15 protein-coding genes are annotated in these 14,633 nt (G+C 63.1%); 7 read left to right on the top strand and 8 right to left on the bottom strand.

What is annotated here, in order from left to right; genetic code table 11:
• Window positions 1–140: 140 nt before the first annotated feature.
• Both BUC24_RS16500 and BUC24_RS16495 read left to right on the top strand, forming a co-directional pair.
• A complete protein-coding gene (locus tag BUC24_RS16500) occupies window positions 141–1,445 on the top strand; it encodes a hypothetical protein (protein ID WP_143167549.1) in 1,305 nt (434 codons plus the stop codon).
• Entirely contained in the window at window positions 1,446–2,726 is a 1,281-nt protein-coding gene (locus BUC24_RS16495) for a hypothetical protein (protein ID WP_073218481.1), read from the top strand.
• Here the strand turns inward: BUC24_RS16495 and BUC24_RS16490 are convergent.
• Complete coding sequence (locus tag BUC24_RS16490) at window positions 2,686–3,114, bottom strand: hypothetical protein (protein WP_073218478.1); 429 nt, start codon at window positions 3,112–3,114, stop codon at window positions 2,686–2,688. The genes BUC24_RS16495 and BUC24_RS16490 overlap by 41 nt on opposite strands.
• A 108-nt stretch (window positions 3,115–3,222) precedes the next feature.
• On the opposite strand from BUC24_RS16490, the gene BUC24_RS16485 reads away from it, so the two are divergent.
• Window positions 3,223–4,080, top strand: a complete 858-nt coding sequence (locus BUC24_RS16485; RefSeq protein ID WP_073218475.1) for a helix-turn-helix domain-containing protein — start codon at window positions 3,223–3,225, stop codon at window positions 4,078–4,080.
• On the opposite strand, the gene BUC24_RS16480 is transcribed toward BUC24_RS16485, so the two are convergent.
• Window positions 4,049–4,537, bottom strand: coding sequence for a hypothetical protein (locus BUC24_RS16480; protein WP_073218472.1), 489 nt, complete (start codon window positions 4,535–4,537; stop codon window positions 4,049–4,051). The genes BUC24_RS16485 and BUC24_RS16480 overlap by 32 nt on opposite strands.
• A 111-nt stretch (window positions 4,538–4,648) precedes the next feature.
• The gene (locus BUC24_RS26680) at window positions 4,649–4,882 is read right to left on the bottom strand and encodes a hypothetical protein (RefSeq protein ID WP_143167548.1); all 234 of its coding nucleotides are present in this window, start codon (window positions 4,880–4,882) and stop codon (window positions 4,649–4,651) included.
• A 355-nt stretch (window positions 4,883–5,237) separates the two neighbouring features.
• Between BUC24_RS26680 and BUC24_RS16475 the strand changes: the two genes are divergently transcribed.
• On the top strand, window positions 5,238–5,954 hold the full coding sequence (locus BUC24_RS16475; RefSeq protein WP_073218469.1) for a PAAR domain-containing protein: 717 nt from the start codon (window positions 5,238–5,240) through the stop codon (window positions 5,952–5,954).
• Here the strand turns inward: BUC24_RS16475 and BUC24_RS16470 are convergent.
• The gene (locus BUC24_RS16470; protein WP_073218466.1) at window positions 5,951–6,355 is read right to left on the bottom strand and encodes a YybH family protein; all 405 of its coding nucleotides are present in this window, start codon (window positions 6,353–6,355) and stop codon (window positions 5,951–5,953) included. The two genes, BUC24_RS16475 and BUC24_RS16470, sit on opposite strands and share 4 nt — an antisense overlap.
• A gap of 92 nt (window positions 6,356–6,447) precedes the next feature.
• On the opposite strand from BUC24_RS16470, the gene BUC24_RS16465 reads away from it, so the two are divergent.
• Complete coding sequence (locus tag BUC24_RS16465; protein ID WP_073220248.1) at window positions 6,448–8,610, top strand: NHL repeat-containing protein; 2,163 nt, start codon at window positions 6,448–6,450, stop codon at window positions 8,608–8,610.
• Here the strand turns inward: BUC24_RS16465 and BUC24_RS16460 are convergent, their stop codons facing one another.
• Both BUC24_RS16460 and BUC24_RS16455 read right to left on the bottom strand, forming a co-directional pair.
• The gene (locus tag BUC24_RS16460) at window positions 8,611–9,441 is read right to left on the bottom strand and encodes a substrate-binding periplasmic protein (protein ID WP_073218463.1); all 831 of its coding nucleotides are present in this window, start codon (window positions 9,439–9,441) and stop codon (window positions 8,611–8,613) included. It abuts the gene before it with no gap.
• A 131-nt stretch (window positions 9,442–9,572) separates the two neighbouring features.
• A complete protein-coding gene (locus BUC24_RS16455) occupies window positions 9,573–10,862 on the bottom strand; it encodes a D-amino acid dehydrogenase (protein WP_073218460.1) in 1,290 nt (429 codons plus the stop codon).
• Window positions 10,863–10,965: 103 nt separating this feature from the next.
• Between BUC24_RS16455 and BUC24_RS16450 the strand changes: the two genes are divergently transcribed.
• Window positions 10,966–11,454: an Lrp/AsnC ligand binding domain-containing protein gene (locus BUC24_RS16450; RefSeq protein ID WP_073218457.1), complete on the top strand. Its 489-nt coding sequence runs from the start codon at window positions 10,966–10,968 to the stop codon at window positions 11,452–11,454.
• Here the strand turns inward: BUC24_RS16450 and BUC24_RS16445 are convergent.
• A complete protein-coding gene (locus BUC24_RS16445) occupies window positions 11,451–12,506 on the bottom strand; it encodes a DJ-1/PfpI family protein (RefSeq protein ID WP_143167547.1) in 1,056 nt (351 codons plus the stop codon). The genes BUC24_RS16450 and BUC24_RS16445 overlap by 4 nt on opposite strands.
• Before the next feature lie 91 nt (window positions 12,507–12,597).
• Between BUC24_RS16445 and BUC24_RS16440 the strand changes: the two genes are divergently transcribed.
• Entirely contained in the window at window positions 12,598–13,581 is a 984-nt protein-coding gene (locus tag BUC24_RS16440) for a GlxA family transcriptional regulator (protein ID WP_073218455.1), read from the top strand.
• Between the two features lie 16 nt (window positions 13,582–13,597).
• Here the strand turns inward: BUC24_RS16440 and BUC24_RS16435 are convergent, their stop codons facing one another.
• Complete coding sequence (locus BUC24_RS16435) at window positions 13,598–14,626, bottom strand: asparaginase (RefSeq protein ID WP_073218452.1); 1,029 nt, start codon at window positions 14,624–14,626, stop codon at window positions 13,598–13,600.
• Window positions 14,627–14,633 lie beyond the last annotated feature (7 nt).

The raw sequence follows: 14,633 nt of genomic DNA, 5'->3' as shown, positions 1-14,633 counted from the left end.
GCAAGGCGGAAGGTGACCACACGCATGATACCGGACGCGCCGCCTTTATTTCCTCTCAGAAAACCACATTTGATCCTGCGCAATATAAATATTACCTGCCGGAATAGTTGTATTTTGTTAAACTCGCTCCCTGATTCCTCATGTCCGCCTTCTTACAAATGAACCGATCACGCGCGCACAGCATCTTCGTCAGGCTACTTGGGGGTGCATTGTTGCTGCCCGTCTTGCTCTACCTGCTGGTATGGGCGATCAACTGGCGCGATGCTGCGCCCACACCCGAGGCAACCCGGCTGGAACAGATGGCGGGACGCCGTCCAGCATTGCCCGATTCTGATAATGGCTATCTGGCCCTGATCGCGATGCAGCAGCAGTTCGGCACAGACGGACACCGGAAGCGGAAGTTGGCCCCGCCATTTCAGAACCTGCTTGAACTGTGCACGCAACGCGACCAGGTTTGTGCGCGCGCGCTCGACGCAGGCGAGCATGAGGTGCGCGCCTGGCTGGTGCAAGACGCGGCGCCGCTGAGGCAATACGAGCAATTGATTGGGCACAGTGGCTGGCGGTTTCCGCCCATCGCCAATGCGGATGGACCATGGCCCGATTTCAGACCGCTGTTTGATGGCCAGCGCCTGCTGATGCTGCGCGCCTGGACCCTGGCGCGCGCTGGCGACGCTGCAGGCGTGCGCGCGCTGCTCGAGAAGGATGCGCGGTTCTGGCGCATTGCCCTGGCGTCATCCGATGATCTCCTGGGGAAAATGATAACGGCCAAGGGCACCCAGTTGCATCTAACATGGGGTAATTTGGTGCTGCGCAGTCTGCCACCTGAAGCACAGCGAAGCGCCATTCCCGCAATGTGGCAGGTCCCGATATCGATCGACGAGCGCTCGGTGTTGCCTGTGGCTGGAGGCGAAATGCGGCTGGTTCGGTTCACTCTCACCGACATGCTGGCACGGACCGACGATCCGAAAGGCGCCTGGAATGAATTTGCCGCGTTCTTTGTCCGTCCTTTGATAAAGCCGCAGGCCAGTTTGAACGACTATGCTGCCGACGTGATCGGTATTGCGACCTTGCTGGATGTTGATTACAGCAAACTGCCTGCTGCCAAAACCGAAGCCAAGGTCATTGTTGAGCGGGCGCGATCCAGCGGGCGCTTCTGGAACGGCTATAACCTGGTCGGCAAAGCGTTGGCGGACGACAACCGCGAAGTGGTGCTGAAAAATGGTTTGCGTCTGGCCGATCTGGAAGGCGTACGGATGGCTGCGCTGGCGACAGTCGAACTGCGCAGCAGCGGCGTACCAGCAGAGCAGGTCGAGAAAGCGCTGAGGACGGCGGCGGCGGAGAGTCCATATCCCGGCAAGCCCTTCTGGTGGCATGCGTCAACAGGCAGCGTGGTGTTCGATGGCCTGGAAGCAGGCGACCCTGGCGTTCATGCCTTTGTCTATTAAATGAAGCGCTACCTGCACATACTGGTGCGCCTGTTGGTGTGGCCACTGCTGCTGTTAGCGGCACTGTACCTGGGACTGCTTTTCATCAACCGGCACGACCATCCGATCGCGCCGGAAGCGGCGCAGTTTGAACAGCAATTCAGTGCCAGGCTGCCCCTGGCCGATCGCGACAATGGTCACACTTATCTCGTCGGCTGGGGCACCATTCGCGCTGGCGATCCGGTCCTTCAAAAAAAGAAAAATGCGGCGCGCGATGCCCTGTTCGATGGCTGCAGCGCGCTCGATCAGGCCTGCCGCAAACTGCTCCAGGCGAGCGACAAGGATATCGCCAGCGTGCTCGATGACGAGGCATGGATGTTGGCCCGCTACCGCGGCATGCTTGCAAACAAAGCGTGGCAGGCGCCGCTGCCGGTCAGGGTGAGTGACAGGCTGCCGGATCTGGTCAGCGCCTCTGCCGGGCAGCGTTTGCTGATGCTCGCTGCCTGGCAGCATGCTCGGGCGGGCCGCAGCCAGCAAGTTGGCGAGTTGCTCGAGTCCGACCAACGATTCTGGCGCATGGTGTTTGCCACCAGCGATGATTTGATCAGGAAAATGTACGCGTCGGTGGCCTTGAAGCGCCATTTTGAGTGGGGAAATATTGTGCTCGCGGCTCTGCCGGCAAGCATGCAAGCGAGTGCCTTGCCGGGGCAATGGCGCGTCCCTGTCAGCATCGAAGAGCGTTCGCTTCGGCGCGTGTTTCTGGGCGAATACCTGTTTACAAAAACGCAGCTGCAAGACCTGGCCAGCGAAGCGGCCAGCAAGGATGAGCCACTTTTGTGGCTCCGCTGGTCCGTGATAGCACCGTTGCTGCAGCCGCAGGCTACCATGAACGCCTACGCAGCGCGTTTGTCGAAGGCCGCTGATACACTTGACGTTGATTACCCCCAGCTCGCGGATGCTCTGAAGGAAGCTGCGTCGGCGGAACAGGCAGCGCACGCGATCGGACGAGAGTTCGACGCCTATAACTTGTGGGGCCGCGCCACTATCCTGGGAGAAGTCAACGATTGGGGCGGCTATGCGCGTAAATTGGCGGACATTGAAGGCGGCCGCCGCGCCGCCTTGCTGACCGCCGAGCTAAGAGCCGCAGGTGTGTTACCTGTCCAAGTACCGAAACGGCTCTCTCAAGCGGCGCTGCGCAACCCTTACACGGGCGCCCCTTTTGTGTGGGATGCTCGCGCCGCCACGGTGCGGTTTATTGGCCTTACGCCAGACGAGCGTGGCCGTCACGGCTTCGTGTACTAGCGATGGAAGCTGCCAGACCGCGCCACTCCAGCACGGCCAGTGCCACAACTGCCAGGGTTTGCAGGACCAGATACGCGCCGCCCAGTGTGGTTGCGGCGAAGGGCCCGGCCACCAGCAATCCCATGCACGCGATTGCCCAGCCCAGATTACCGACGATGATCAAGTCGATCAGGCTTTTCCAGACCACGGGACGGCTTGCCAGAATCAGCAGCAGCGCCGTGTAGAGCAGTAGAAAGGCACCGCTGCCTGTCAGCAAGCTGGCCGGGATGGCAGTCTGACGGGCTAGCCAGTCCGGTACCGTTACCTGCAACAGCGCCAGCGGGGCGCAGGCGATAGCATCGGCAAGCAGGGACCATTTGAGAAGAGGGGATGGCTGGATCGTTTTCATGGCAATTCTCCTTGGTTGATGACGAGTCCAGTGTGCGCGCCGGGCGTAAGGGCGGCAATTACCTGCCAGGTAATCGGATCGCCTCGGCACGCATGCTAGAGTGATTGCATGAATACGCCTACTTCTGCAAGCGCCGCGCCGCGCGACTATTTCAGTGATTTTCCCGAGGCCCTGCGCTATTGGCGTGGCAAGCGCGGCTACAGCCAGCTGCAGCTGTCGACGCTGGGTGCGGTCTCGCAACGCCATCTGAGTTTTCTGGAAAGCGGGCGCGCGCAGCCCAGCAAGGATCTCATCCTCAAGCTGGGGATCGCCCTCGATATTCCGCTGCGCCAGCGCAACGTCATGTTGCTGGCGGCCGGCTTTGCGCCAGCCTATCGCGAGCGCGACCTGGCCGACCCGGAGCTGGGACCCGTGCGTACCGCGCTCGACTTCATGCTGGCGCAGCAAGCACCATACCCGGCCTTGGTGGTCGACCGCTTGTGGAATCTGCGCATGTGCAATCCGCCTGCCGCCGGGCTGTTCTGCTGGCTGCTGGATCTGCCGGCCGGTACGCCGATTGCGCTCGATGGCTCGCTCAATGTCCTGCGCCTGATGCTGGACCCGAACGGCGTGCGGCCATACTTGTCCAACTGGCGTGAGGTGGCGGGTGACTTGCTGCAATGGATTGCACGCGAGGCGCTCGGTGACGGGCCGGGCAGTCAGGCCAGTCAGCTTTTGGCGGAACTGGCGGCAATGGCAGGTAGCGCTGCCAATGATGCCGCGTCGGGCAACGAGCATCCGGCCTTGCCGTTCCTGCCGGTCGGCATCAGCAAGAATCAGGTAGCGCTTAATCTATTTACCACCATCTCCACGTTGGGCACGCCGCGCGACGTGACCTTGCACGAACTGCGGGTCGAAACGTTTTTTCCTGCAGACGAAGAAACAGCGGCCTGGTTCAAGGCGCGTGCATCGTCCCCGCTGGCATAGCGGCTGCCATCGCCAGCGCGACGGGAGCGACTTCCTTTGGCGGAAGCCGTGGAGCGGCTTGGCCAGCCGGTCTTTCGCCCAGCACCGCGGCGAAGATTGCGAATGCTGCGGCGCACGCCTTGACGCCCTCCGCTTCCGATTCGCACGAGATGAGCATGCGCACCTGACCCTTGCGGCCAATGAGCAATTGCAGACGCTCCGCGGCACTGCCATTGCCGGCAGCGCGCTGCATTTCCAGCATGACCATGCCCAGCATTTCCGCCAGCAGGCCCTGGTGTTGCAACACGTCGGCGCGCACCTCCAGGCCTGGCAGCAGGGCGGTCAGACGCTCAGCCACGCCGGGCAGGTCCGCGCTGGCCGCCAGATGCAGGTCGCCCAGGTCGATGAGCAGGCGCAGGTAATTACCTCTGCCCCAGCGGTTAGGTCCCTTGAGATAATGCTGTTCAATCAATCGCATGGCCCTGCCGTGGATTTTGAATAATGGAATTATTATCCTACGGACACGGTTTCTCTGCTGTCGGCAGCCGGGCTGCCTGCATGTAAGACAACGATTACGGCCAGGTAAGGTTCAGGATGGGGGCGGGTCCGCTGCGGGCGGGTGGTGCAGAGGTGAAATCTGCCCCGGCGCGTCACTGCCACGGCGCATGGCGGGGTCCGCTAGTACGCGCAGGATGACCTCGTCGGGTACATGGTGCGCTGCAAGGAATTTCCACGCCACCACGGAACCGTGTTCGCGGTCCTGTGACAGCCCCTGCTCGACAATGAGCGCCATATCGGTGTTGGTTCGGTCTTGCTCGTGCACGCGAGATCTCTCTTTTTTTGATGGCAGAAGAGGATTGCGGCGCAAGGTTTGGGCGCGGCGGAGATACATCCGACTGAGTCAGACGAAGTGACAATACCACTTTTTGCAGCCAGCATAAACAAAAAAATAGACCATTTGTCGTTGGTAAATAAATTCCATAAGTAAACATTTCTGTCGTGTTAAGGCCTCGGCGTGCAAGGCGATTGCGCAAGACAATAGTTGACCAAAATCAAAGCTGGAAACCATGCTCCCCGTAACCTTACTACTCGGCGACGCCAGGTGGCGCAGTATGGGGAGGGGAACACATGGTGAACAGCAAAGCGGCGGCGGTGAACAGCGATAAGGGCCGGGGGGCATGAGGCGCTATACGATCACCCTGGGTGCCTCAAGCAGCAGCGGCGGCAAGGTCATTTCCGCCAGCAGCGATGGCAATATCGACGGCATGCCCATCGCGCTGGAAGGCGATCTGGTCACTTGCCCGGTATGCCGCACGGCCGGCAAAATCCTGTGCGTCGGTCCGCGCATCCCCGAGACCTGGAACGGCAAAAACGTCGCCCTCGAAAACGACCTGTGCATCTGCCGCTGTGCCAGCGCACCGAAGCTGCTGCCCAACCAGAATTTGCGCTGCCAGGTGATCAAGGATTCCGGCCGTGCCCTGTCGCACGCGCTTGAGGCACCCATTGTGCGCGGCGCTCCCACCCATGTATTTACCGACCGGTTTGCGCTGCTGGACGAACACGACGGCCGTCCCCTGGCGCGGCGCGAATATGCGGTGGTGCGCGCCAGCGGCAAGCTCGAATTTGGCACCTGCGATGCGCAGGGCCGTACCCACCAGCTGTCTAGCACCGCCCATTCGGAATGCGTGGAGATTTACGCGCAGGGGCCAATGACGGCAGCGTCGCTGATTTCGCCATCGGGCATGGTGCTGCATCACCGCGCGCGCCGGCGTACCACACCGGCTGCGGAAGCGGCAGTCAAGGAGGTGCGCTTTGCGGCGCACGCCACACCGCGCCGGGAAGCGCGCAGCGCCGACAGTGCGCTGGCCGCGTTTTTGCCCGAGACGGGCTCCTAATCGCCCACATGATTGAGCAGCGCCGCACCATATGAATTGTCGATCATGCAGCGCCACTCGCCATCGCTCTCGCGCCGGAACACATAGTTGGCGTTACGGGTTTCCAGGGTGGGCGTGGCGCTTTTCATGTTGGCGCGCACATTGGTCTGGGCGATCACCAGCGCCGTGTCGCCCGCTTCGATCACGATCATGTCGCCTTGGGTGAGATACAGGGTGTGTTCATAGTGCGCGGCGATGGCGACGAAGGCCTTGCGGATTTCCTCTTTTCCGTTGGCGGCCCGTCCGGGCACCACCACGAGCGTGGCATCGTCGGTGTAAAAGGACATGAGTGCGTCAAAGTCTTCGCGGTTGATCGCATCGTCTGCGGCCGCGATCATGGCATTGATTGGGTGTGGTGCCATAGTCCCCTCTTTTTCTGGTTTGCCAGCTGCTGGTAGTGTAGCAGGCGTTCGGGTAAGCTTCGGACTCCTTATTGGCAGCCCATGGTGAAGGTTTGAAACAAAACAAAAAGAAGTGGATCGGCCTTGCGTTCCTTGCCGTGGCGGCACTGGCAGCAGGTGTGTATGTATGGCCTGGCGAGGGCCGCGCGCCGCTGCGGGAGCGCATGAAGCAAATCGTCATCAAGGAACCGGCCACGGTCATGGGCTGGCCGGTTGCAGTGAGCACCGTGGCCAGCGGCTTTTCCGATCCATTCGGCGTGGTGCTGGACCGCGCGGGGAACGCCTATCTGGCCGACGCCGGGGAGCATAATCAGATTCGCAAAGTGGCCCCTGACGGTACAGTATCGACGCTGGCCGGTGGAGTCGAAGGGTTCGCCGACGGCAGTGGCAGCGCGGCGGCGTTTCATACGCCGTCCGGCATTGCCATCGACAGCGCCGGCAACCTGCTGGTGGCCGATACCGGTAACAACGCTATCCGCAAAGTCAGCCCGCAAGGCGTGGTCACCACGCTGGCTGGCGATGGCAGCGCCGGGCATATCGATGGCCCGGCGCGTCAGGCGCGCTTTAACGGGCCCGTGGGGGTGACGCTGGACCGGGCTGGCAATGTGTATGTGGCCGACACCTACAACGATGTGCTGCGCAAGATCGCGCTCGATGGCACGGTCAGCACCGTGGCCGGCAGCGGCATATCCGGTGCCCAGGATGGTCCTGCCGCCCAAGCGATGTTCGACACGCCCACCGCAGTGGTGGCCGATGCAGCAGGCGCCTTGTACGTGGCCGATGCGCGCCTGGGCGCAATCCGCAAACTGAGCGTGGACGGGCAGGTCAGCACGCTGGCACTGTCGGACCCGGAAGCGGACGATCCCTTGCTGCGCCGGCCCTTGGCGCTGGCGCTCACGCACGACGGCTTTTTGTATGTGGGCGATATGGCGCGTGGCCGCATCCTGCAGCTGTCGCCAGGGGGCCAGCTTGGCGGCTTGACCGGCATCGGCATCGATATCCAGATTGGTGACAACACCGCTACCCGCTTCGGCCGACCGGCTGGCATTGCGCTGTCGGCTGATGGCGCCCTGTATGTGACCGATGCGCTGCAGCGCGTCTTGCGCAAGATTGCGCCGCGTGGCGCGGCGCCTGCTGCCGCCGCGGTGCCCGTGGTGGCGCCATCCATGCCACCTGCTGCACCTGCTGCACCTGCTGCACCTGCTGCACCTGCCGCACCTGCTGCACCTGCTGCAGCGGCGCCGTTCCCATGGCCGCTGCAGCCCCAGTTTGGCAAGCACGAAGTGGTCGGCATTATCGGCGAGGTGCGTGGCAGCTATGAAGGGGAAAGCCGGCACCACTTTCATAATGGCCTGGACGTGCAGGGCAATATGGGCGAGAAGGTATTGGCGGTCAAAAGCGAAAAAGTCAGCAGCCCCTTGCCCAACTGGGGCTTTGGCGAACTGGGAGAAGGGCTGGCGCTGGACAGCTTTACCTACCTGCACATGCGGGTCGGACGCGATGGTAAAAATGCGCCGCTCGATCCTGCCCGCTTCGCGTTGTTCGATGACGAGAAGGGCAAGCCGGCACGCGTGCGCGTCAAGCGCGGCACCCGCTTTGCCGTGGGCGACGCGCTTGGCACCATCAACCGCATGTACCACGTGCACCTGATTCAACGCACGCCCAAAGGCGAGGCCAATCCGCTGGCGCTGCCATTCCCCGGCATTGAAGACAATGTCATTCCCCGCATTGATGCGATCGCGCTGCACGACGCCGCCGATGCCAGGCTGGTGGCCAAGGCCGGCAAGCGCCTGCTGGTGCCGCGCACGGCCGGTCCGCTGGCGATTATCGTTGACGCTTACGATCAGACTGACGGCAACGCGGCGCGGCGCAAGCTGGGTTTGTACAAAGTGGGTTATCAGATCCTGGGTGCGGACGGGGTGGCGCTGCCTGGCTTCGAGCAGCCGCGCATGAACATCGAATTCAATCAGCTGCCGCCCGACCGCGAGAGCGTGCAGGTGGCGTATGCGAACAATAGCGGCATTACCGTCTACGGCAGCAAGACCACGCGCTTCCTGTACCAGGTGACCAACACGGTGCGCGACGGCGAAGCGAAGACTGGCAGCTGGGACCCCGCCACGCTGGCGCCGGGCGACTTCATCATCCGCATCACGGCCGCTGACTTTGCCGGCAATACGGCGCTGGCCGGACGCGATCTGGCCATCACGGTGCGCTAGCTAGCGCGCCGCTTCGATCGGGCGGGTGTTATCGATTAACACGGCTGAGGGGTAATAGCGCTTGAAGGCTTGCCACCAGACGCCGCTGTTGACCGAGGCAACCAGGGCGCGCTGCAGCAGGGTGCGGTCGGCTTCGGTGAGGGAAGTTTTGGACAGGTAGATCCCGGTCGGGATCCAGGGCAGCTCGTCGAGCGGCTCGATGCGCAGCTTGCCGGCCAGGCCCTCGATGCGGGCGTCGCCCGGCAGAGCGCCGATAAAGCCGCTGGCCGGCATGATGGTCACGTCGGCCATGGCATCGGCAAGCATACGCGCCACGGTGCGCACGTCCGGTTCCAGGTACAGGCGGCCCTGGCTGGTGAGTGTCTTGATCATCTGCTGATAGGCGGGGCCGTAATCGTAGCCGCGCACCAGGGCCACGCGCAGCTGGCGCCGTTCGAGCAGATCGGCCACGCTATGGATCGACGGGCGGTTGAAATCGACGGAGATGAGGGTGGGGCGGGCTTCGACCACGGGCACAAACACACCGGCCTGGTCGCGCCGCTCCACCTGCGTGGCGGCGACCATCAGGTCGGCGCTGCCAGCGATGAACATGGATTCAAGCCGTTGGCGCGGTACCGGCGACCAGTGGAAGGTGCAGCCGATTTTGACGCCCAGCTGATTGATCATGTCGGGGATCATGCCGCCGACCTGGGCGCCGTTGATGGTCACGCTTTGCCCGGTGGCGGACGCCGGCACAATGATCGGGCGCGAGCAACCGGCTGCAGCTGGCAGGTGTGCGCCGGCGGCCAGCAACAACAGCGATATAGCGCAGAATTGGCGGCCTGGAGTCATGGAACACGCTTGCCTGGCAATTTTCGGGGGACTTCCCGATTCTCACTCAAGCGTTCCGAAAAGCCAAGCAATGCTTATTGTGCATCTCAAAGGCCTGTTTCCCAGGCAACTGGGTGCCTGGGTGCTGGTACTCAGGCGTTGGCCAGATCCAGCTGGGTGCTGCCGCCTTTGCCGCTGTAGCGGCTGACCGACAAGTCATCGTATGGGATGGCCGGCCGCTTGGCCGACATCAGATCAGCCAGCAACTGGGCCGAGCCGCAGGACATGGTCCAGCCCAGCGTGCCGTGGCCGGTATTGAGGAACAGGTTGCCCAGCGGCGTACGGCCGACGATCGGCGTGCCGTCCGGCGTCATGGGACGCAGGCCGGTCCAGAACGAGGCCTTGGCCGTGTCGCCAGCGCCCGGGAACAGATCGTTGACCACCATTTCCAGGGTGGCGCGGCGGCGTGGATTGAGGCGCAGGTCGAAGCCGGCCAGTTCGGCCATGCCGCCCACGCGGATGCGGTCGTCAAAACGGGTCACTGCCACCTTGTAGGTTTCATCGAGAATGGTGGACACGGGCGCGCGCTGGGCATCGGTGATCGGCACCGTGATCGAGTAACCCTTCATCGGGTAGACGGGAATGTCGACGATGTTCTTGAGCAGCGTGGTGCTGTGGGCACCCAGGGCCAGCACGTAGGCGTCCGCCTGCACCAGTTCGTCACCGCAATGCACGCCGGTGATGCTGTTGCCGGCCACAGCCAGGCGGTCGATGGCGACGTTGTAGCGGAACGTCACGCCCAGCTGCGCGGCCATGGCGGCCAGGCGGGTGGTGAACAACTGGCAATCGCCGGTTTCGTCATTTGGCAAGCGCAAGGCGCCCACCAGCTTGCTGCCGGCGGCAGCCAGGGCCGGCTCGGCGTTACCCAGCTGGTCGCGGGTCAGCAGTTCGTAAGGCACGCCCGACTCTTGCAGGACCTTGATGTCTTTCTGCGCGCTGGCAAATTGCTGTTCCGTGCGGAACAGTTGCATCGTGCCTTGCTGGCGGCTTTCATAGGCAATGCCGGCTTCATCGCGCAAGACTTTAAAGCAGTCGCGACTGTACTCAGCCAGCCGCACCATGCGTTCCTTGTTGGTCGCATAGCGGTCGGAGGTGCAATTGCGCAGCATTTCCCACATCCACTTGAGCTGGAAGGTGGTGCCGTCCGGAGTGATCGAGAGGGGCGCGTGGCGCTGCAGCATCCACTTCATGGCCTTGAGCGGAATGCCCGGCGCGGCCCAGGGGGACGCATAGCCAGGGGAAATCTGGCCGGCATTGGCGAAGCTGGTTTCCAGGGCGGGACCCGGCTGGCGGTCAATGACCGTGACCTCGTGGCCCGCTTTGGCCAGGTAGTACGCACTTGTGACGCCGATCACGCCGCTGCCCAGAATCACGACACGCATACTATCTCCAATGGATTATGTGGATGTTCAAGAATTTCCGCTATATTATTGCGATTCAACTAGTGTTTGTTCACGTAAAAATACGATTATTTGGTGGATTTTCATGCGAATTCAAAAAGAATCGACCCGTACCCTCGACAAGCTCGACCGCCACATCCTGCGCGTGCTGCAAGAAGAAGGCCGCATTTCCATGAAGGACCTGGGCGAGCGCGTCGGTTTATCCGTCACGCCCTGCATCGAACGGGTCAAGCGCATGGAGCGCGATGGGGTGATCAGCGGCTATTACGCGCGCGTTGATCCGGCGGCGCTGGGGGCCAAGCTGCTGGTGTTTGTGGAAATCACGCTCAACCAGAAATCGGCCTCGGCCTTTGAGCAGTTCCGGCGTGAAGTGCTGCGCATTCCCGAGGTGCAGGAATGTCATCTGGTCTCGGGCGACTTTGATTATCTGATCAAGGCGCGCATCCACGAGATGGCGGAATACCGCAAGCTGCTGGGTGACATGCTGCTTGAACTGCCCGGCGCGGCGCAGTCCAAGAGCTATGTGGTGATGGAAGAAATCAAGGAGACCCTGGTCTTGTCGACCGAGGCTTAGAAGTTGGCCTCGGCCAGTTCATCGTATTCCAGCTGGGCCGCCACCAGGTGCGCGGTGCCGGCGCCGTACATGGTGCGGATCTGGCTGATGATCTGTTTCAAGTTGCCGCCCGCAACCGGCACGGTCCCGGCCGCTGCCGAACGGTCCAGGTCGGGATAGATTTGCAAGCCATGCCGGGTCATCACGGGGGCCATGCTGTCGGCCACACCGTAGGCCTTGCTGCGCAGCGTGCGCGAGAAGGCGTCGGCCTGCAATGCCATTTCCAGCTCATCCATCCCGTCGTGCAAGGCAATCGCAATGCGCGCCTGTCCGTGCAGCAGCTTGTTGCCCAGGGCGGTCAGCAGCATGCCCGGTGTACGGCCGAAGCGGGCGCTGTTGTGCTGGTCGCTCCAGCCGCTGGCGCCGATCTCGGCTGCCACCTCATCGGCTCTGGCACGGCCGGCAACGGCCTCGACCAGTGCCAGGGCAGTGGGGATGGCCGCGCTGATGCCGGCGCTGGACACCACCTTGCCGTCGGCCACGTAGCGCCGGTTGGCCAGCCATGCGGTGTCGGGATAGTCGGCCACGCGCTGACGGTGCGTGGCCCAGTGGCCGGTGGCCCGGTGCTGCTTGAAGATGCCGGCACGCGCCACCACCAGCGCGCCGTCGCAAATACTGACAATCGTCGCGCCTTTGGCGGCCTGAACTGCCAGCCAGGGCAGCAGCACCGGATCATCGGGCGCTGCCACGGCGGGCACGACAATGTAATCGGCCCCATCCGGATATTGCGCATCAAAGGCTGCCAGCGTGGCATGCGGCGCCACCCGCAAGGCAGGGCGCATCTGGATCGGGCCGGCGCTGGTACCGAGCGCGAGCACATCCATGCTGCCGGCACGGGCCAGGATGGCGTACGGCGCCAGAAAATCGCTTAGTTCCGTGCCACTGTTGACACCCACGACGGCGACCACAGGGCGGGCGCGGCCCAATCGCGCTTCGTACGGGGCAATGCCCTGGGCACGGCTGGCGCCGCTGGCGAGCAAGAGCAGCAAGAACAAGGTTTTAATAAGATGCATGACAGTCACAATCGAGAAGGGGAGTTCAGTATCGCTTGCCGGCGTTTGGCGGAAATGACATGCTGCCCGTTTTTTCTGCCATACTTGACGCATGTCCACCCAACACCAAGTTGTCATTGCCGCCTTCCCGCCTGCCCAGATGCTGGATGTGACCGGGCCTCTCGATGTATTCGCCGTTGCCAATACCCTGGCGGAAGCGCGCGGGCAACTAGCGCCTTATCGGCTGACGCTGGCTGCGCCGGCCATCGGCGCGCTGCAGACCACGTCCGGCGTGGCGTTGTTGGCCACCCACAGCGTGCACGATGTGGGCCTGGCGCCCGATACCCTGCTGCTTGCCGGCGGTGCCGGCGCCCGTGCCGCCGCCTTTGACGATGCGCTGGTCAAGGCCGTGGGTGGGCTGATCGGGAGCGCCGAACGGGTCGGATCGATCTGTACCGGCGCCTTCATGCTGGCTGCCACAGGCGTGCTTAACGGGCGCCGCGCCACCACCCACTGGGCGCACTTTGACGAATTTGCCGGACGCTTCCCACAGGTACAGATCGAGCGCGACGCTTTGTTTGTGATGGACGGAAAATTTCACGCATCGGCTGGGATTTCTGCCGGGATCGATTACGCGCTGGCGCTGGTCGAACACGATGCCGGCCGCGCCAGCGCGCTGGAAGTGGCGCGCGAGCTGGTGGTGTTTTTAAAGCGGCCAGGCGGGCAGTCCCAGTTCAGCGCGCAGCTTGCTGCAGAGGCGGCAGCGAGCAACCCCGACCGCTTCGCCGAGCTGAGCGCGTGGATGGGACAGCATCTGGCCTCGCCCCTGTCCGTGCCGCTGCTGGCCGAACGCTGCGCCATGAGTCCGCGCAACTTTGCACGCCGCTTTGCCGAGGCGATGAACATGGCGCCCGGCCAGTACGTACAAGCCTTGCGGGTCGACGCTGCGCGCCGCATGCTGACCGACGGCGATGTGCCGGTGGAACGGGTCGCCGCGCGCTGCGGCTTTCCTTCCGCCGAAGCCATGCGCCTGGCCTTCAAGCGCCACCTGGCAGTGGCGCCCAGCCAGTTCCGGGCGCGTTTTCAAAAAACCTGAGACGGGCCCGCTGCGGTCAGAGGCGACCAGCCTGCAAGGTAAAGACCGGCTCGATCGCACCGACCACGGCCTGGCGCGCATTGCGTAACGGTGGATTGCGGTAGTGCGCAAGCAAGCTTTGCTGAACGCTGTCCATCACGCCCAGCTGTTCCAGCACGCTGACGGTGGCGCTTTGCAAGACATGCTTGGCGCCGTCGGCAATCTTGATGGCAATGCCCAGGCCGGCCGAACGGATGCCGATGGTTTGCACGGCATCGGCGCCGATCTTGCTGACCCAATCGCCACATCCGGCGCTCATGTAGGCGAGGTCGGCTCTGGCCTGGCCGGACACCATGTCCGGGTGGCCACGCATGGCGTCACACAAATCCCCCATCGCGGCGCCGTGGACCGGGTCCGCGCTGCCCTGTGCCAGGCGGGCAAACAAGTGCGCCAGGCGGGACAGCGGCATGGCAAAGTTCGGCGCCGAGCAGCCATCCATGCCCATTGGCAGCTGGTCCGCGGGCAAGCCGGTCAGGCCGGCCAGGGTGTGGCGGATGGATTGCTGCAGACGATGGGATGGATCGAGATAGCCCGCCGTGGGCGCGCCATGCAGGCGGCACCATGCGAGAAAACCACTGTGCTTGCCGGAACAATTGTGATGCACCGGACGCCATACCTGACCCGGCGGCAGCGGCTTGCCAACGCTGTCGTAATACAGCGGCGCATGGCAGCCACACGCCAGGTGCGATTCGTCGAGCCCGATCTTGGCAAGAATCGATTCCACGGCCTGCACATGCTTGTCCTCGGCCGAGTGGCTGGCGCACAGCAGGGCCAGTTCTGCGCTGCTCAGGCCGAAATGTGCCGGACCGTCCGCCAGCACAAACGGCAGTGCCTGGAAGGGTTTGAGGGCGGAGCGCGTGAAGACGATCGCATGCGGGTCGCCAGCCGACCACAGCAAGGCGCCGCGCGCGTTGACCACCGCGACTGATCCCAGGTGCGTGTTTTCGACAGTAAATCCGTGCTCCGGGTAGCCGCGCGTGGTTTGAACAAGGGGGACTGGCTGCATGGTATGG

The sequence above is a fragment of the Massilia sp. CF038 genome, assembly GCF_900129765.1.
Taxonomy (GTDB): domain Bacteria; phylum Pseudomonadota; class Gammaproteobacteria; order Burkholderiales; family Burkholderiaceae_D; genus Telluria_A.
This window is presented reverse-complemented; position numbering and strand designations above follow the sequence as displayed.

Bases quoted from the DNA above. Each gene is read 5' to 3' on its own strand.
- BUC24_RS16490 (WP_073218478.1), bottom strand. From the start codon at position 3,114: ATGAAAACGATCCAGCCATCCCCTCTTCTCAAATGGTCCCTGCTTGCC.
- BUC24_RS16500 (WP_143167549.1), top strand. From the start codon at position 141: ATGTCCGCCTTCTTACAAATGAACCGATCACGCGCGCACAGCATCTTC.
- BUC24_RS16435 (WP_073218452.1), bottom strand. From the start codon at position 14,626: ATGCAGCCAGTCCCCCTTGTTCAAACCACGCGCGGCTACCCGGAGCAC.
- BUC24_RS16455 (WP_073218460.1), bottom strand. From the start codon at position 10,862: ATGCGTGTCGTGATTCTGGGCAGCGGCGTGATCGGCGTCACAAGTGCG.
- BUC24_RS16450 (WP_073218457.1), top strand. From the start codon at position 10,966: ATGCGAATTCAAAAAGAATCGACCCGTACCCTCGACAAGCTCGACCGC.
- BUC24_RS16460 (WP_073218463.1), bottom strand. From the start codon at position 9,441: ATGACTCCAGGCCGCCAATTCTGCGCTATATCGCTGTTGTTGCTGGCC.
- BUC24_RS16485 (WP_073218475.1), top strand. From the start codon at position 3,223: ATGAATACGCCTACTTCTGCAAGCGCCGCGCCGCGCGACTATTTCAGT.
- BUC24_RS16475 (WP_073218469.1), top strand. From the start codon at position 5,238: ATGAGGCGCTATACGATCACCCTGGGTGCCTCAAGCAGCAGCGGCGGC.
- BUC24_RS16480 (WP_073218472.1), bottom strand. From the start codon at position 4,537: ATGCGATTGATTGAACAGCATTATCTCAAGGGACCTAACCGCTGGGGC.
- BUC24_RS16440 (WP_073218455.1), top strand. From the start codon at position 12,598: ATGTCCACCCAACACCAAGTTGTCATTGCCGCCTTCCCGCCTGCCCAG.
- BUC24_RS16495 (WP_073218481.1), top strand. From the start codon at position 1,446: ATGAAGCGCTACCTGCACATACTGGTGCGCCTGTTGGTGTGGCCACTG.
- BUC24_RS16445 (WP_143167547.1), bottom strand. From the start codon at position 12,506: ATGCATCTTATTAAAACCTTGTTCTTGCTGCTCTTGCTCGCCAGCGGC.
- BUC24_RS16470 (WP_073218466.1), bottom strand. From the start codon at position 6,355: ATGGCACCACACCCAATCAATGCCATGATCGCGGCCGCAGACGATGCG.